The organism is Nocardia sp. NPDC047648, from assembly GCF_040642815.1.
GTDB lineage: Bacteria > Actinomycetota > Actinomycetes > Mycobacteriales > Mycobacteriaceae > Nocardia > Nocardia gamkensis.
Genome location: NZ_JBEYSX010000006.1, coordinates 341,641 through 355,931 on the forward strand (window position 1 = coordinate 341,641; position 14,291 = coordinate 355,931).

Below are 14,291 nucleotides of genomic sequence, written 5' to 3' on the forward strand. Positions count from 1 at the left end.
AGGTGCCGCGGGACCTTCCTCACAGACCGAGATCGGCCTCGAACGCCGCTTCCTCGAGCCGGTGGCGGATCGTGGTCAGGAAGCGTCCGGCGTCGGCGCCGTCGATCAGGCGGTGGTCGTAGGTGAGCGGCAGGTAGCACATCGAGCGGACGCCGATGGACTCGTTGCCGGTCTCGTCGGTCACCACGACCGGGCGCTTGACGATCGCGCCCGTGCCCAGCATGGCCGCCTGCGGCGGCACCAGGATCGGGGTGTCGAACAGCGCGCCCTGGCTACCGATGTTGGTGATGGTGAAGGTGCCACCGGCCAGCTCGTCGGGCTTCAGTCCGCCGGTGCGGGCGCGGTGGGCGATGTCGCCGATGGCGCGCGCCAGTCCGGCCAGCGAGAGGTCGCTGGCGTTGTGGATCACCGGCGACAGCAGGCCCTGCTCGGTGTCGACCGCGATGCCGAGGTGCACCGAGGCGTGGTAGGTGATCTCCTTGCTGGACTCGTCGTAGCTGGCGTTGACGTTCGGGTGCACGCCGAGCGCCTCGACCACGGCCTTGGCGAAGAAGGGCAGGAACGTCAGGTTGACGCCCTCGCGGTCCTTGAACGCCGCCTTGGCCTGCTTGCGCAGCGTCGCGATCTTGGTGACGTCCGCCTCGTGCACCTGGGTCAGCTGCGCGGTGGTCTGCAGCGACTCGCGGGTCTTGGTCGCGGTGATCTGGCGAATGCGGTTGGCCTTCTGCACGGTGCCGCGCAGGTGAGCCAGTTCCGGGCTCGCCACCGCGGGCGCCTTCGCCGCGGCAGGAGCGGACGCGGCAGGAGCGGCGGCCGGAGCAGGGGCCTTCTTGGCCTCGGCGGCGGCGAGCACGTCCTGCTTGCGAATGCGGCCTCCGACACCGGAACCGGTGATCGCGGCGAGGTCGACCTTGTTCTCCTCGGCCAGCTTGCGCACCAGCGGAGTGACGTAAGGGGTTGCGCCGTTGGAGGATTCGGCAGCCGGAGCGGCTGCGGCCGCGGGGGCCGGAGCGGGCTTGGGCGCCGGAGCGGGGGCAGCTGCCGGAGCGGGCGCGGCGGCGGCCGGGGCCGGTTCCGGCTTCGGGGCCGGTGCGGGCTTCGGAGCGGGCGCGGGTTCGGGAGCCGGGGCGGGCGCGGGAGCCGGGGCGGCGGCCGCGGGGGAACCGCTGCCGATGACGCCGAGCTGTCCACCGACCGCGACGACGTCGTCTTCCTGGGCGGTGATCTCCAGCAGGGTGCCCGCGACGGGCGAGGGGATCTCGGTGTCGACCTTGTCGGTGGAGACCTCGAGCAGCGGCTCGTCGACGGCGACCTCGTCGCCGACCGACTTCAGCCAGCGGGTGACGGTGCCCTCGGTGACCGACTCGCCGAGTTCCGGCATCTTCACCGACGTGCCGTCACCGGACGACGCGGGCGCGGCCTGGGCGGCGGGCGCGGACTCCTCTTCCGGAGCGGCCTCGGGCTCGGCCGCGGGCGCCTCCTCCGCGGGGACGGCAGTCTCCTGCGCGGGCGCGGCGGCTTCCGGAGCGGGCGCGGGAGCGGACGATTCCGCCTCACCGGCCGCACTGATGACGCCGAGCTCGCCGCCGACCTCGACCACGTCGTCTTCGTTCGCGACGATCTTCGACAGCACACCCGCCGCGGGGGACGGGATTTCGGTGTCGACCTTGTCGGTGGAGACTTCGAGCAGCGGCTCGTCGACCTCGACCGTGTCTCCTTCCTGCTTCAGCCACCTGGTCACCGTTCCCTCGGTGACGCTCTCACCAAGAGCGGGCATCTGGACGGAGAAGGCCATGTCCGTTGACTCCTCTGACTGCTCGACGGGGTTCTACAACAGTTGATCTCGCTGCGGACGCCCGCCGCGGGTCGCGCCGGGAGTCCGTAAGCCACCGATCATTGTGGTGGCGCCGGAGATCCGTGTGGTTCTTGTACCGCGGTCCATCCTTGCACTCGCGCGCAAGCCATGTAGCACAGGGCGGCGTACTGCGCGGAGCTGGCAGTATGGGAAGACCGGCGGTGAACATTCTCCGGTGCAGGAAAGGAGGTCGGCGTCGTTGGGTTTGCTGGATCGTTTCCGCGGCGGCGCGACCCGGGGTGGCGGCACTCTACGTGGGCGTTCGGTGGACGGGCGGGATGCTCGCTACCTCGCCGACTGGGTGCGCACGCACATGGGCGTCGAAGGCTACATCGAACCGAAGACCACGGTGACAGATGTCACAGTTGTCCTTATTGCCGCGGATGGTGAATGGACGCGGCGGATCGTCGGCGAGCGCGGGGCGCAGCGGCTTGCCAAGGATTTGCACATCCCCGTCTACGACGTCCGCAAGACCGGATATCCGCAGCGGATGCGCGACTACGACGCGCGCAAGCGAGTGGAGCGGCAACGCGAGCTGGAGCGGGATCTGTACGACCTGTGAGCCGTTGGATTGTCTGATCCGTCCGGTTTCGATGGCGTACGCGCGGGCTGATCCGCCCAGGTCGCATGGAGCGCGTCGGCCGGGGAGTCACCCCGGACGACGCGCTCGGCCACTCACTCCGCGGCGATGTCCTGCAACACGGCGATCAGGGTGCGCACCGGCACGCCGGTCCCGCCCTTGCCGATGTAGCCGAACGGGCCGCCGGTGTTGTAGGCCGGACCGGCCACGTCGAGGTGGGCCCACTGCACGTCCTCCGGGACAAACTCCTTGAGGAACAGTCCGGCCGAGAGCATGCCGCCCCAGCGGTGCGGCGCGACATTGGCCAGGTCGGCGATCTTGGAGTTCAGGTCACCGCGCAATTCGGCGGGAAGCGGCATCGCCCAGCCGTTCTCCCCGACCTCGCGGGAGATGCGGGCCACCCGGTCGCGGAACTCGTCGGTGCCCATCACGCCGGGCGTGCGGGTGCCGAGCGCGACCATCTGCGCGCCGGTCAGGGTGGCCACGTCGATCAGGTACTCCGGCTCGTCCTCGCTCGCGCGCACGATCGCGTCGGCCAGGATCAACCGGCCCTCGGCATCGGTGTTGAGCACTTCGACGGTGGTGCCGCCGTACTGAGTGAGCACGTCGCCGGGGCGCTGCGCGGTGGCCGAGGGCATGTTCTCCGCCATCGGCACCGTGGCGGTGACCGTGATCGGCAGGCTCAACCGCGCGGCCAGCAGCGTCGCGGCGATCACGGCGGCGGCGCCGGCCATGTCGGAGGTCATGTTCTCCATGTTCTGCGCGGGCTTGATGGAGATGCCGCCGGTGTCGAACGTGATGCCCTTACCGACCAGCGCCACCTTCTTCGGGCCGCCCGCGTAGGTGATCCGGATCAGGCGCGGCGGGCGCGAGGAACCCTTGCCCACCCCGAGGACACCGCCGTAACCACCCGCTTCCAGCGCTTTCTCGTCGAGCACCTCGACGCTGAGGCCCGCGGCCTCGGCGAGTTCCTCCGCCCGCGCGGCGAACTCGGCCGGGAACAGGTGGCTGGGCGGGGTGTTCACGAAATCCCGTGCGGTGGCGACGGCCTCGGCGGTGAGTTGCGCGCGGAACAGGGCCTCTTCGCCGAAACCGGGCTCGGGCACCAGCAACTCGACGCGGGCCACGGGGCGCTCGTCCGGCTTGGGCGCGGACTTGTCCGAACGGAACGGCGTGAACGAGTAGGCGCCCAGGTAGAAGCCTTCCGCGGCGGCACCGATGTCCAGTCCCGACAGTGTGGTCGCCACCAGTTCGGTGCCGGACAGCGAGCGGGCGGCCACACCGGCCGAGCGGCGGATCTGCTCGGCGTCGAGTTTGTCGGCGGAGCCGAGGCCGACGGCGAGCACGCTGGTCACCCCGTCCAGTCCGGTCGGCGCCGGTATCCGGGTCAGTTCCTCGGCCTTGCCCTTCGCGCCGACCGCGCCCAGCTGATCGAGCAGTTCCGCGCGCACGTCGGCGGTGAGCACGTCGCCGAACAGGTCCTCGGGCACGATGGCGGGGCCGTCCTCCGAGGAGGTCAACCCGATGACGAGCACATCGGTGTCCGCGCCGATGGTCTCGGTGCGTGCCAGTTCCGGTCCGAGCGAGCGATCTGCAACAGCGGTCATGGGCACAGGCTATTCGGTCCGTTCCGGATATCGCACCGCGACGCCGTCGAGTAGGAGTTCCACCGCGGCGTGCAGCAGGTCGTCGAAGTCCATCCCGAAGCCGGAGTCCAGGTCTGTCAGGAAGCGGTGCAGGACGGGACGGGTCCGTGGGTCGAGCAACTCGGCGAATTCATGGCGCAGCGCGGTCGCCTCGGCGGCGTCGCGTGGCGCGCCGAAGCCGTCGGCGCGCTCGGAACTCCACAGCAACGCCAGTCCCTGGACCAGGCCCGAAAGTGCGAGATAAATCGCGAATCCCGACTGCCGGGACACGCCGGGGCGATCGAGCGCGGCGAAATTCCGCTCCAGCACGTCCAGCAGCGCGGGGCCGAGTGGAGGGCGGGTGCGCGCCAGCAACGGCAGCATCCATGGATGCCTGCGGTAGAGGCGCCACTCCTCGTGCGCTTCGTGCCGAAGCCGGGGCCGCCAGCCGGTGCACGAGGTGCCCGGTGGCGGAATCTCGTCGAGGACCAGTTCCGCCATGCTCGCCAGGAGCGCTTCCCGGTCGGGGAAGTGGCGGTAGAGGGTGGCGGTTGCGACGCCGAGCGCACTGGCCAGGCGACGCATGGTGAGCCCGTGGATCCCGTCCCGGTCGGCCAGCTCCACCGCTGCCCGGGCGATGCCGACCGCGGTGAGTCCGGCCGGGCGGCCCGTGTGCCGCACCGGAATCGCCGTGCGGCGGGCACGGTAGGCGCGGGCCTGGCAGGAGCGCGAGCAGTACTTGCGCCGTCGGCCCCTGGAGGGCTGGGCGAGTTCGTTCCGGCAGATCGCGCACGTCATGTGAGGTTCCGTTTCGACACACGAACAGGTGTGACGAAATAGTAGTGAAGACTCGCTGACCTGCATAGATTTGCAAACGAACACAGTGTTCACATGAGAAGGGGACGCAATGGAGATCACTGCTCGCCGGGCGACCGGGCGCGACCGTGACCCGCTGATCGAGGCGTTCGTCGCGGCCAGTGCGGACGAGGTGGTGACGGCGTGGATCCTCGAAGATCAACCCGACACCGGGTTCCGCACCGCGTTCGTGCCTGGGTTGATCGATCGCGCCTTGCGGGACGACGAGATCTGGGTCGCGGGCGCGGGCGGGGAGATCTGGTCGATCTCGATCTGGCAGCAGGTCACCTCGATCGAGCGCTTCGCCGCGGAAGCCGCCGAGGCGCGGGCCATGGTCGAACAGGCGCCCGGTGTGCGGGCGCTGCGACGTGCCGCGATCGTCACCGACCTGCTCGCCCGCGAACATCCCCGCGAGTTCCCGCACCGGTACCTGCAAGTGATCGTGACCAGGCCCGAGCATCGCGGCAAAGGAGCCGGTGCGGCGATTCTCGCCGACCGGCTGAAGGAAGCGGTCGTGCCGGTGTTTCTCGAAGCGAGCACCGAACGATCCGCTCGGCTCTACGGCCGGTGCGGGTTCGCCCCCACCGGAACGACACACACGCTGCCGGAGAACGGTCCGACCCTGATCCCGATGTGGTTCGGTCTCGGGGCGTGAGCGGGGCGAGGACCTGGGCATCGGTCCCGGATAAGCTCGGCTGGTGACCGAGACGAGCCTCCTGCAAGGACCCATTCACGCCGTGCACATCGAGCTGGGCGCCACCTTCGCGCCGTTCGGGGGCTGGGAGATGCCGGTGTCGTACGCGGGCACGGTGACCGAGCACCAGGCGGTTCGCACGACGGTGGGGCTGTTCGACGTCAGTCATCTCGGCAAGGCGACGGTGCGCGGTCCGGGCGCCGCGGCGTTCGTGAACTCGGCGCTGACCAACGATCTCGGCCGGATCCGGGCGGGTAAGGCGCAGTACACGCTGTGCTGCGCCCCGGACGGGGGAGTGATCGACGACCTGATCGCCTACTACGTCGGCGACGACGAGATCTTCCTGGTGCCGAATGCCGCCAACACCGCCGCGGTGGTCGCCGAACTGCGCAAGGCGGCGCCCGAAGGCGTCACGGTCACCGACGAGCACCGCGACTTCGCCGTGTTCGCCGTGCAGGGGCCGCGCTCCACCGAGGTGCTGAGCGCGCTCGGTCTGCCCACCGACCTCGAGTACATGGCCTACGCCGACGCAGACTGGGACGGCCGCCCGGTCCGCGTCTGCCGCACCGGCTACACCGGCGAGCACGGCTACGAGTTGCTGCCGCGCTGGGACGACGCCGAGCCGCTGTTCCGCGCCTTGGCCGAGCGGGTGCGCGCGGCCGAGGGCCAGGTGGCCGGGCTCGGCGCTCGCGACACCCTGCGCACCGAGATGGGCTACCCCTTGCACGGGCACGAACTCTCGCCGGACATCTCGCCGGTGCAGGCGCGCTGTGGCTGGGCGGTCGGCTGGACGAAACCGGAGTTCTGGGGGAAGGCCGCTCTGGAACAGGAGAAGTCGGACGGTCCGCGCCGAATCCTGCTCGGCCTGCGGGCGCTCGACCGCGGTGTGCTCCGGCAAGGGCAAACCGTGCTGCGCGATGGCGAACCGGTCGGCGAAACCACGTCCGGCACCTTCTCGCCCACCCTCAAGGTCGGCATCGCGCTGGCCCTGCTGGACACCTCGGCCGACGTCGAACCCGGCACCGAGGTCGAGGTCGACGTGCGCGGCCGCCGCCTGCGCTGCGAGACCGTCCGCCCGCCGTTCGTCCGGACCAACACCAAGTGACCGTCCTGCGCCCGGACGCGGGCATCGGCTGAGATCGGCGCGGCGCGGGAGGGCGCGGACCATGGCGAAATGGTGCGGATCGGGCCGGATAGGATCGTCGGCATGACCGCTGCCGCACAGTTCACCCGTGTTCCGCATCCCGCGCCACTCGCAGCGCAGCGGCGACAAGAGGTACTGGCGCAGCCGGGGTTCGGGCGCCACTTCACCGATCACATGGTCTCGATCGATTACGCGGGCGGCACGTGGACGAACGCGCGGGTGGAGCCGTACGGACCGCTGGCGCTGGATCCCGCGACCATGGTGTTCCACTACGGCCAGGCCATCTTCGAGGGACTCAAGGCCTACCGGCAGAGTGACGGCAGCGTCTCCTGTTTCCGCATCGATGCCAACGCCGCGCGTTTCCGCCGGTCGGCTCGCCGGATGGCGATGGCCGAGCTGCCGGACGAGCTGTTCATCGAGTCGGTCCGGCAACTGCTGGAGGTGGACCGGGACTGGGTGCCCGCGGCGGGCGGCGAGGAATCGCTGTACCTGCGGCCGTTCATGTTCGCCACCGAGGCCGGGCTCGGGGTGAAGCCCGCCGCGGCGTACAAGTACCTGCTGCTCGGCTCCCCGGCGGGGGCGTACTTCCCCCGTGGCGTGAAGCCGGTGCGGGTCTGGCTGTCCACCGAGTACGTGCGTGCCGCGCCGGGCGGCACCGGCGAGGCGAAGGTCGCGGGCAACTACGCGGCGTCGCTGCTCGCGCAGGCCGAGGCGTCGGCCAAGGGATGCGACCAGGTGGTGTGGCTGGACGCGTGTGAGCGCCGCTATGTCGAGGAGATGGGCACCAACAACCTGTTCTTCGTCTTCGGTTCCGGCTCCGAGGCGCGGCTGGTCACGCCGGAACTGTCCGGCTCCTTGTTGCCGGGCATCACCCGTGATTCGCTGCTCACCCTCGCCGCCGATTCCGGTTTCCCGGTCGAGGAGCGCAAGATCTCGGTCGAGGAATGGCGCAAGGGCGCCGAATCCGGTGAGATCACCGAGGTTTTCGCGTGCGGCACCGCCGCGGTGATCACCCCGGTCGGCTGGGTCCGTTCCGGTGACGGCGAATTCACCATCGGCGGCGGAGAGCCCGGCGTGGTCACCATGGCCCTGCGCGACACCCTCACCGGCATCCAGCGTGGCACCTTCGCCGACAAGCACGGGTGGATGCGGCCGATGTGACTCAGCCCGGCATCAGCATGTGCCACTGCTCCAGCGTCTGCGGACGCATGACGTAATTTTTGTCCCGGACAGTGGACAGTGCGGCGTTGGGTTCCTGCGAATACCAGTGTCCCGGGTAGACGACCGGATCGCCGGCGAGGCCGGCCAGGTAGCGCAGGCTGCGGAACATTTCGTCCGAATCGCCGCCCGGGAAATCGGTTCGGCCGCAGCCGTCGACGAACAAGGTGTCGCCGGCGATCAGGCGGTTGTCGAACAGGAAGCATTGGCTGCCCGGCGTGTGGCCGGGGGTGTGTAGTAACTCGATCTCGAAGGTCCCGACGCCGACCTTGTCGCCGTGCTCGTGGCCGGTCAGCTCGCTCTCGGCGATCCCGGTGACATTGGCCACCCACGGTAGCTCTTTGGCGTTGACATGCACTGGGACGCTTGTCTTTTCGAGGAGCTCACGCACTCCGCGCAGGGTGAAGCCGAGCATCGTGCCACCCACGTGATCAGGGTGATGATGGGTGGCGAGCACGCCACTGAGGCGCAGGCCGTCTCCCTCGGCGATGTCCACCAGATCACCCGCCGCGTAGGCCGGATCGATCACCACGCACTCGCCCGTTTCCCGATCGCCGATCAAATACGCGAAGTTGCGCATCTGCGTCGCGATCGGATCGCCCACGGCGTAGTCGCGTCCCGACAACAGCTGGCGAAAATACAGGCGCTCAGAAGACATACCGCCCACCTTATTGCCCGACCCAGACGATCCGCGCGGCACGGCCGGAAAAATTCCAGTGACCCAGACTCTTGCCCGCGTTCGAACTGACCAATGTTCGAATCGGCATGCCGGGCCTGCTGCCGCGGGTGAGTCAGCCGGTGTGGACGGCGAGCGACAGCACGGCTGCCGTGAGTGCGACGGTGGTCTCGACCGCGGCGCCGAGGACGTCGCCGGAGAGTCCGCCGAAGCGACGGGCGCAGTGCCGGACCAGAATCGCCGAGGCGACCAGGCCGAGCACCACCGCGAGGGGGCCGAGCCACGCACAGCCGGGGACGGCGAGTACAGCGAGGCCGATCGCGATCGCGGACCAGGCGGCCACGACGAGGGCCGACTGCGTGTCGGCCACCAGAATGCCGAAACCGGTGCCGGGCGCGGCGGGGACACCTCGGCAGGCGAGGATTACCGCGACACGGCCGGTGGCCACGGCGAGGGCGACCGCGAGCCATCTGCCCGAATCGGCGAGGGCCGCGAACGAGAACGCTTGGACCCCGATGGTGAAGACGAGTCCCGCCACACCGAACGGGCCGGCCCCGCCGCTCTTCATGATCTCCCTGGCCCGCTCCGGCGGGCCGTAGCTGCCGAGCCCGTCCAAGGTGTCGGCCAAGCCGTCGAGGTGCATGCCTCTGGTGATCAACGCCAGCGCGCCCACCACCAGTAGCCCGGCAAGCGCGGTGCTTGCTCCGGCCCGGGACAGTGCCCCGAGCAGGGCCGCCGCCCCGGCGCCGAGCAGGGCCCCGACCAGTGGCGCCAACAAGATCGCGCGCCCCGCCGCCGGTCGATCCACGGCATCCGGCCCGCGGACCGGCAGCACGGTGAGCCAGGAAATCGCCAACCGGACACCGTTCATGCCGGACCCCGGGCGGCGGCCGGCGCTTCGCGCGGGTTGACGATGTGGGAGATGACCGGCTGCGGCGTCGAGTTCCGCCTGCGCACCGCCGACGGCTGATGAATACAGCCCGCAGATGGAAGGCCGTGCTGACGGAGATTCGCCCGCGCCTGCTCGGGAGCGCGGGGGATCCGCCGTCGGCCTGTCGTGCGGGACGGCGTCACTTGCGCAGGTTCGGCGCGGGGCTCGCCGGTTCCGGGTCGGCGGTACTGACGCCCGCTTCGCCGAAAGTGGACATCTCCGCGAGGGTGGCCACCGCCGAGCGGAGGATGGGAAGGGCGGTCAGGGCTCCTGAGCCTTCGCCGAGGCGCATGGTCAGATCGATCAGAGGGTCCAGGCGCAGATGACGCAGCGCGAGATCGTGGGCCGGTTCGGTGGAGCGATGACCGGCCAGCCACCAAGCGCTCGCGCCCGCGGCGAGATCCTCGGCGACCATCGCCGCCGCCGTGACGACGACGCCGTCGAGGACGACGGGCGTGCGCCGGGTGGCGGCTTGGGCGAGGAAAGCGGCCATCGCGGCGAAGTCGGCGCCCCCCGCTACGCGCAGGAGTTCGACCGGATCCTTCACCACCGGACGGGCGCGGCGCATCGCGTCCCGGATCGCGGCGACCTTGCGGATCCATCCGGCGTCGTCCACGCCGGTGCCGCGGCCGACGGCGGCGACCGGTTCGGTGTTGGTGAGACTCGCGACGAGCACGGTGGCCGGGGTGGTATTGCCGATGCCCATGTCGCCCGCGATCAGCAGATCGGCGCCCGCATCGATCTCCTCGTCGGCGATGGCGCGGCCCGCCTCCAGCGCCGCGCGGACCTCTTCCGCGGTGAGCGCGTCCTCGCGATCGATCGCGCCGCTGGAACGACGCACCTTGTGCTTGGACACCTGCGGGTCGGTGTCGGCGTCCACGGAGATGTCCGCGACCCGGACCGTCGCGCCCGCAACGGCCGCGAGCGCGTTCACCGCGGCGCCGCCACCGAGGAAGTTCGCGACCATCTGCGCGGTGACCTCGCTCGGGTACGCCGATACTCCGTGCCGTGCGATGCCGTGATCCCCGGCGAAGACCACGACTCTGGCGCGCTCGAACTGCTTCGGCGGGCACGTGCCCTGGCAAGCCGCCACCCAGTTGCCGAGTTCCTCCAATCGGCCCAGCGCCCCGGCAGGCTTGGTCAGCTGCGCCTGCCGCTGCTCGGCGGCCGCACGAAACTGTGTGTCCGGAGGCGCTACCGGTCCGAATCCGTGCGTCACTATCGAGCCTTTCGGTCATGGCGGTTACGCCGACTACGCCGCCCAATCTTGCCATTGCCCCCTTCGCGCCGTCCGGCCGTGACCTGTCTCGCGGCAGTGGCCCGCCCGTGCTCGCCTGCTCGTTGCGCCTCCGAGCGCATCCCGGTTCACGGCATATGCCGTCTTCCGGACGAGCAGCCGCCTGCGAGCAACCTGTCAGCTGCACCACTCGTCGCGCAGGCGGCAGTAGGGGTCTACGACCCACCTGCGCAGCGGGTCGCCTTTCGTCGAGCGGGCCTCGCGCACCCGCGCCGGGCGGCAACAGCGCACGGCGCTATTTGAGGCGCAGCGGGAGCCCCGCGACGACGAGGAAGGCTTCGTCGCAGACCTGGGCGAGGCGCTGGTTGAGGATGCCGATCTCGTCGCGGAAGAGGCGGCCGGAGCGCGTGGCGGGGATGACGCCCATGCCGACCTCCGGGCTGACGATCACCAGATCGCCGGTATAGGCGGCGACGGCTGCCACCAGTGCGTCGGTGTCGGGGCAGACCGTGCCGCGCGGGGCGTCCCACGCGTCGCGCGCGTCGATGCGGCCGGTCAGCCAGGTACCGATGTCGTCGATCAGAGTGAGGGCGGGGGGCTGCGCGGGTTCGGCGAGAATTGTTGCCGGGTCCGCGCTTTCGACGGTCGACCAGCCTGCCGGGCGTCGGCCGCGGTGGGTGGCGATGCGTTCGGCGAAGTCGTGGTCGGCGGGGTCGGGCACCGCGGTGGCGAGATAACGCACCGGACCGCCCGCCCGGACCGCGATGTCCTCGGCGAACGCCGACTTCCCCGACCGCGCGCCACCGAGAACGAGGGTGCTGCGTGGCGCTGGCGACGAGGGAGTTTGTGACACGGGTGCACGGTATCAATCGAAAAGCACACCGCCACACGTGTCCGCGGATCCGCGCTCAGGGGCCGCCGAAGCAGACGCGTCCCGGACCGAACTGCGACGCGCCGCCCGGGAGACCTTCGAGTGGCTGCGGTAAGCCGGTCGGCATCCGATGCGGGTTCGCCGATAGGCGTCGGGGTGGCCGTGAGCGAGGGCGGTTACAGCTGTCGCGTTTCCGCGTTCAGAGCGAGGCTTCCGGGCTGCGGCCGAAGCGGCGACGGTATTCGGTGGGGGCGATGCCGACGAGGCGTTGGAAGTGGTGGCGCAGGAGAGCACCGGAGCCGAAGCCGGAGCGGGCGGCGATGTGCTCCAGCCCGAGGTCGGTGTCCTCCAGCAAATGCTTGGCCAGTAGTACGCGCTGGTTGGTGAGCCATTTGACGGGCGTGGTTCCGGTCTCGGCGACGAACCGGCGCGCGAAGGTGCGGGTGGACATGTTGGCGCGCGTGGCGAGGTCTTCCACCGTGTGTGGCAGGTCGAGGTGCTCGTTCATCCACTCCAGAGTGGGGATGAGGCTGTCGGAGGTGCACGCGGCGACGGGGCGTTCGATGAACTGCCGCTGCCCGCCGTCGCGCTGCGGCGGGACCACCATGCGCCGCGCGATCGCGTTGGCCACGCCGCTGCCGAGTTCGCGCCGCACCAGGTGCAGGCAGGCGTCGATGCCCGCGGCGGTGCCCGCGCTGGTGATCAGATCGCCTTCGTCGACGAACAGCACGTCCGGATCGACGGTCGCCGCCGGGTACGCAGCGGCGAGTTGCTCCACATGACGCCAGTGCGTGGTGCACTTGCGGCCGTCGAGCAGCCCGGCGGCCCCGGCCAGGAAGACGCCGGAACACACGGTGAGCACGGTCGCCCCGGCTGCCGCCGCCTCGCGGACGGCCGTGACGACCCGTGGATCGAATCCCTGGTCCGCCGCCGCGGCGGGGATGGCCACCAGATCGGCCGCCGCCAGCTCCGCGAGCCCGTATTCCGGTGTGACCGTGATCCCGGGGCTGGTCGAGCGCAGCGGGACGCCCGGCTCGGCCCCGCACACCCGGAAATCGAAGCCCGGCAGCCCGTCGGCCGTGCGGTCCAGGCCGAAAACCTCGCAGATGACCCCGAATTCGAACATGGCCATGCGTTCGGACAGCACCACGGCGACCTTCGACAGCATGCCGTCAGTCTAGTGGCCGTATTTTTACGAACAATGTCAGCACCGCCACTTTCGGCCGTAAATAACTGGACGCAAAATTACTGCCATGGTTACTTTCCTCGTCGCCCTGGCAGTCATCGTGGCTTTCGCCACACTCGTCGCCCGCGGAACGGCTCGCGCGGGTTCCTCGAACGTGGTCGACCGCGACGCGCAGCGCCTGCACTCAGAACTGGCGGCGATGCTCGGCCGCAACACCCATCACCGCTGACGCAACGTCGCGCTCCCCTCCGGCATCGCGCAGCGGCCCAGGCAAGTTGGGCGAAGGGCGACTGCGAACCGCCCGGGCTCAACCACAGCTGTTCGGGCGAAGCAAGCTCGAGCATGGCCGGGCGCATCGGCTGCCGCGCAGGTGACAGGGACGCAAGCGGCTATCAGCTCGAGTCGGCAGCCGGGTCTATCGACCGTATGACGTGAGAGTGGGCTTCGACACCTACGCGCCCAGCGCACCCCAACTCCCGGTTTCGAGCGAAGCGAGATCGAGCATGCGCCGTTCGCGGCCCGGCTCGCGTCCGAGTGGCCGCCGCGTAGGCGACGAAGGAGCAAGCGGTGGTCGCTCGGACGCGAGCCAAGAAGGGGCCGCGAACACCCAGCGCCGCAGGCGCTGGAAAAACTACACGGCGTCGCCGGGGCTGACGCGCGGCTTGGGGGCGCGCATCTTGCGGATCTGTGAGGCGCGGACGAATGCGTACCAGCCCAGCCGGTACCCGCCGTCGGTGGTCTCCGGGAAACGCTCCCTGACCCGGTTGTTCACCACCCGGCCGAGCAGCACGCCCTCGACGCCCATGAACAGCATCATCACCAGCATGGCCAGGGTGACGATGGTCTGCAGCGCGGGCGCGACGAACATCGACAGGATCAGCACCAGCGCCATCGGCATGAACAGGCCGACCAGGTTGCGCCGGGCGTCGACGATGTCGCGCACGAACGCCCGGACCGGGCCCTGGTCGCGGGGCGGCAGGTATTTGTCCTCGCCCGCGAGCATGCGTTCCCGTCGGTCCGCGGCGGCCTCGCGCCGTCTGGCGGACGCGGCCTTGCGTTCCGCCCTGGTGCCCCGCGCGGCCTTGCGGCGGGCGCGGGCCTCCTTCGCGGTGAGCGGAGCGGGCGCTATCGGGCCACGGCGCTTGCCTTGTGCGTCACGGCGTTTCGGGGTGGGGCGGCCCTTGCCCGCGGTGGCCGTGGCCGCCGCGCGGGTGGTGCCCGCGGCCGAGCCACCGTCCGTGACCACCGTCGATTCGGCGGTCGCGTCGGTGCTGCTGGACTCGCCGCGACGGAAGAACTTCACACAGACCAGGCTATTCGATGGGTAGCGCGGCGAGAAATGCGGTCCGATTCGCCCGGAGTGTGCGGTGTCACGCAGGTTGCGTGTCGCCGCGGATCGGGTGGTGGCAAGATGGAGGA

At 70.2% G+C, this 14,291-nt stretch carries 14 protein-coding genes; 5 read left to right on the forward strand and 9 right to left on the reverse strand.

All coding sequences use genetic code 11. The features are described from left to right. Positions 1-19 precede the first annotated feature (19 nt). Entirely contained in the window at positions 20-1,795 is a 1,776-nt protein-coding gene (gene sucB, locus ABZ803_RS16150; RefSeq protein ID WP_357038011.1) for a 2-oxoglutarate dehydrogenase, E2 component, dihydrolipoamide succinyltransferase, read from the reverse strand. 259 nt (positions 1,796-2,054) lie between these two features. On the opposite strand from sucB, the gene ABZ803_RS16155 reads away from it, so the two are divergent. Continuing rightward, a complete protein-coding gene (locus ABZ803_RS16155) occupies positions 2,055-2,417 on the forward strand; it encodes an oxidoreductase (RefSeq protein ID WP_357038014.1) in 363 nt (120 codons plus the stop codon). 113 nt (positions 2,418-2,530) lie between these two features. On the opposite strand, the gene ABZ803_RS16160 is transcribed toward ABZ803_RS16155, so the two are convergent. Both ABZ803_RS16160 and ABZ803_RS16165 read right to left on the reverse strand, forming a co-directional pair. Then, entirely contained in the window at positions 2,531-4,042 is a 1,512-nt protein-coding gene (locus tag ABZ803_RS16160) for a leucyl aminopeptidase (protein ID WP_357038017.1), read from the reverse strand. Between the two features lie 9 nt (positions 4,043-4,051). After that, on the reverse strand, positions 4,052-4,858 hold the full coding sequence (locus ABZ803_RS16165) for a TetR/AcrR family transcriptional regulator (protein ID WP_357038020.1): 807 nt from the start codon (positions 4,856-4,858) through the stop codon (positions 4,052-4,054). Positions 4,859-4,967: 109 nt separating this feature from the next. On the opposite strand from ABZ803_RS16165, the gene ABZ803_RS16170 reads away from it, so the two are divergent. The 3 genes from ABZ803_RS16170 (at position 4,968) to ABZ803_RS16180 (ending at position 7,914) form a co-directional block, all read left to right on the forward strand. Next, on the forward strand, positions 4,968-5,570 hold the full coding sequence (locus ABZ803_RS16170) for a GNAT family N-acetyltransferase (protein ID WP_357038023.1): 603 nt from the start codon (positions 4,968-4,970) through the stop codon (positions 5,568-5,570). Positions 5,571-5,613: 43 nt separating this feature from the next. Further along, positions 5,614-6,714, forward strand: a complete 1,101-nt coding sequence (gene gcvT, locus ABZ803_RS16175) for a glycine cleavage system aminomethyltransferase GcvT (protein ID WP_357038026.1) — start codon at positions 5,614-5,616, stop codon at positions 6,712-6,714. Between the two features lie 102 nt (positions 6,715-6,816). Continuing rightward, positions 6,817-7,914, forward strand: coding sequence for a branched-chain amino acid aminotransferase (locus ABZ803_RS16180; protein WP_357038030.1), 1,098 nt, complete (start codon positions 6,817-6,819; stop codon positions 7,912-7,914). A 1-nt stretch (position 7,915) separates the two neighbouring features. Here ABZ803_RS16180 and ABZ803_RS16185 read toward each other — a convergent pair whose 3' ends face one another. The 5 genes from ABZ803_RS16185 to ABZ803_RS16205 form a co-directional block, all read right to left on the reverse strand. Continuing rightward, a complete protein-coding gene (locus ABZ803_RS16185) occupies positions 7,916-8,629 on the reverse strand; it encodes an MBL fold metallo-hydrolase (protein ID WP_062975155.1) in 714 nt (237 codons plus the stop codon). A gap of 133 nt (positions 8,630-8,762) precedes the next feature. Then, complete coding sequence (locus tag ABZ803_RS16190) at positions 8,763-9,518, reverse strand: adenosylcobinamide-GDP ribazoletransferase (protein WP_357038033.1); 756 nt, start codon at positions 9,516-9,518, stop codon at positions 8,763-8,765. 199 nt (positions 9,519-9,717) lie between these two features. Then, on the reverse strand, positions 9,718-10,797 hold the full coding sequence (gene cobT / locus ABZ803_RS16195; RefSeq protein WP_357038036.1) for a nicotinate-nucleotide--dimethylbenzimidazole phosphoribosyltransferase: 1,080 nt from the start codon (positions 10,795-10,797) through the stop codon (positions 9,718-9,720). A 313-nt stretch (positions 10,798-11,110) separates the two neighbouring features. Next, positions 11,111-11,668: a bifunctional adenosylcobinamide kinase/adenosylcobinamide-phosphate guanylyltransferase gene (cobU, locus tag ABZ803_RS16200; protein WP_357038039.1), complete on the reverse strand. Its 558-nt coding sequence runs from the start codon at positions 11,666-11,668 to the stop codon at positions 11,111-11,113. Positions 11,669-11,885: 217 nt separating this feature from the next. Next, on the reverse strand, positions 11,886-12,854 hold the full coding sequence (locus tag ABZ803_RS16205) for a helix-turn-helix domain-containing protein (protein WP_357038042.1): 969 nt from the start codon (positions 12,852-12,854) through the stop codon (positions 11,886-11,888). An 85-nt stretch (positions 12,855-12,939) separates the two neighbouring features. Between ABZ803_RS16205 and ABZ803_RS16210 the strand changes: the two genes are divergently transcribed. Continuing rightward, positions 12,940-13,101, forward strand: a complete 162-nt coding sequence (locus tag ABZ803_RS16210; protein ID WP_357038045.1) for a hypothetical protein — start codon at positions 12,940-12,942, stop codon at positions 13,099-13,101. 402 nt (positions 13,102-13,503) lie between these two features. Here ABZ803_RS16210 and ABZ803_RS16215 read toward each other — a convergent pair whose 3' ends face one another. Continuing rightward, positions 13,504-14,118, reverse strand: a complete 615-nt coding sequence (locus ABZ803_RS16215; RefSeq protein ID WP_245548887.1) for a DUF3043 domain-containing protein — start codon at positions 14,116-14,118, stop codon at positions 13,504-13,506. Positions 14,119-14,291: the final 173 nt, after the last annotated feature.

Excerpts from the sequence above, each read along its gene's own strand:
- sucB (WP_357038011.1), bottom strand. The coding sequence starts at position 1,795 with ATGGCCTTCTCCGTCCAGATGCCCGCTCTTGGTGAGAGCGTCACCGAG.
- ABZ803_RS16185 (WP_062975155.1), bottom strand. The coding sequence starts at position 8,629 with ATGTCTTCTGAGCGCCTGTATTTTCGCCAGCTGTTGTCGGGACGCGAC.
- ABZ803_RS16170 (WP_357038023.1), top strand. The coding sequence starts at position 4,968 with ATGGAGATCACTGCTCGCCGGGCGACCGGGCGCGACCGTGACCCGCTG.
- ABZ803_RS16205 (WP_357038042.1), bottom strand. The coding sequence starts at position 12,854 with ATGCTGTCGAAGGTCGCCGTGGTGCTGTCCGAACGCATGGCCATGTTC.
- ABZ803_RS16160 (WP_357038017.1), bottom strand. The coding sequence starts at position 4,042 with ATGACCGCTGTTGCAGATCGCTCGCTCGGACCGGAACTGGCACGCACC.
- ABZ803_RS16165 (WP_357038020.1), bottom strand. The coding sequence starts at position 4,858 with ATGACGTGCGCGATCTGCCGGAACGAACTCGCCCAGCCCTCCAGGGGC.
- ABZ803_RS16210 (WP_357038045.1), top strand. The coding sequence starts at position 12,940 with ATGGTTACTTTCCTCGTCGCCCTGGCAGTCATCGTGGCTTTCGCCACA.
- ABZ803_RS16190 (WP_357038033.1), bottom strand. The coding sequence starts at position 9,518 with ATGAACGGTGTCCGGTTGGCGATTTCCTGGCTCACCGTGCTGCCGGTC.
- ABZ803_RS16180 (WP_357038030.1), top strand. The coding sequence starts at position 6,817 with ATGACCGCTGCCGCACAGTTCACCCGTGTTCCGCATCCCGCGCCACTC.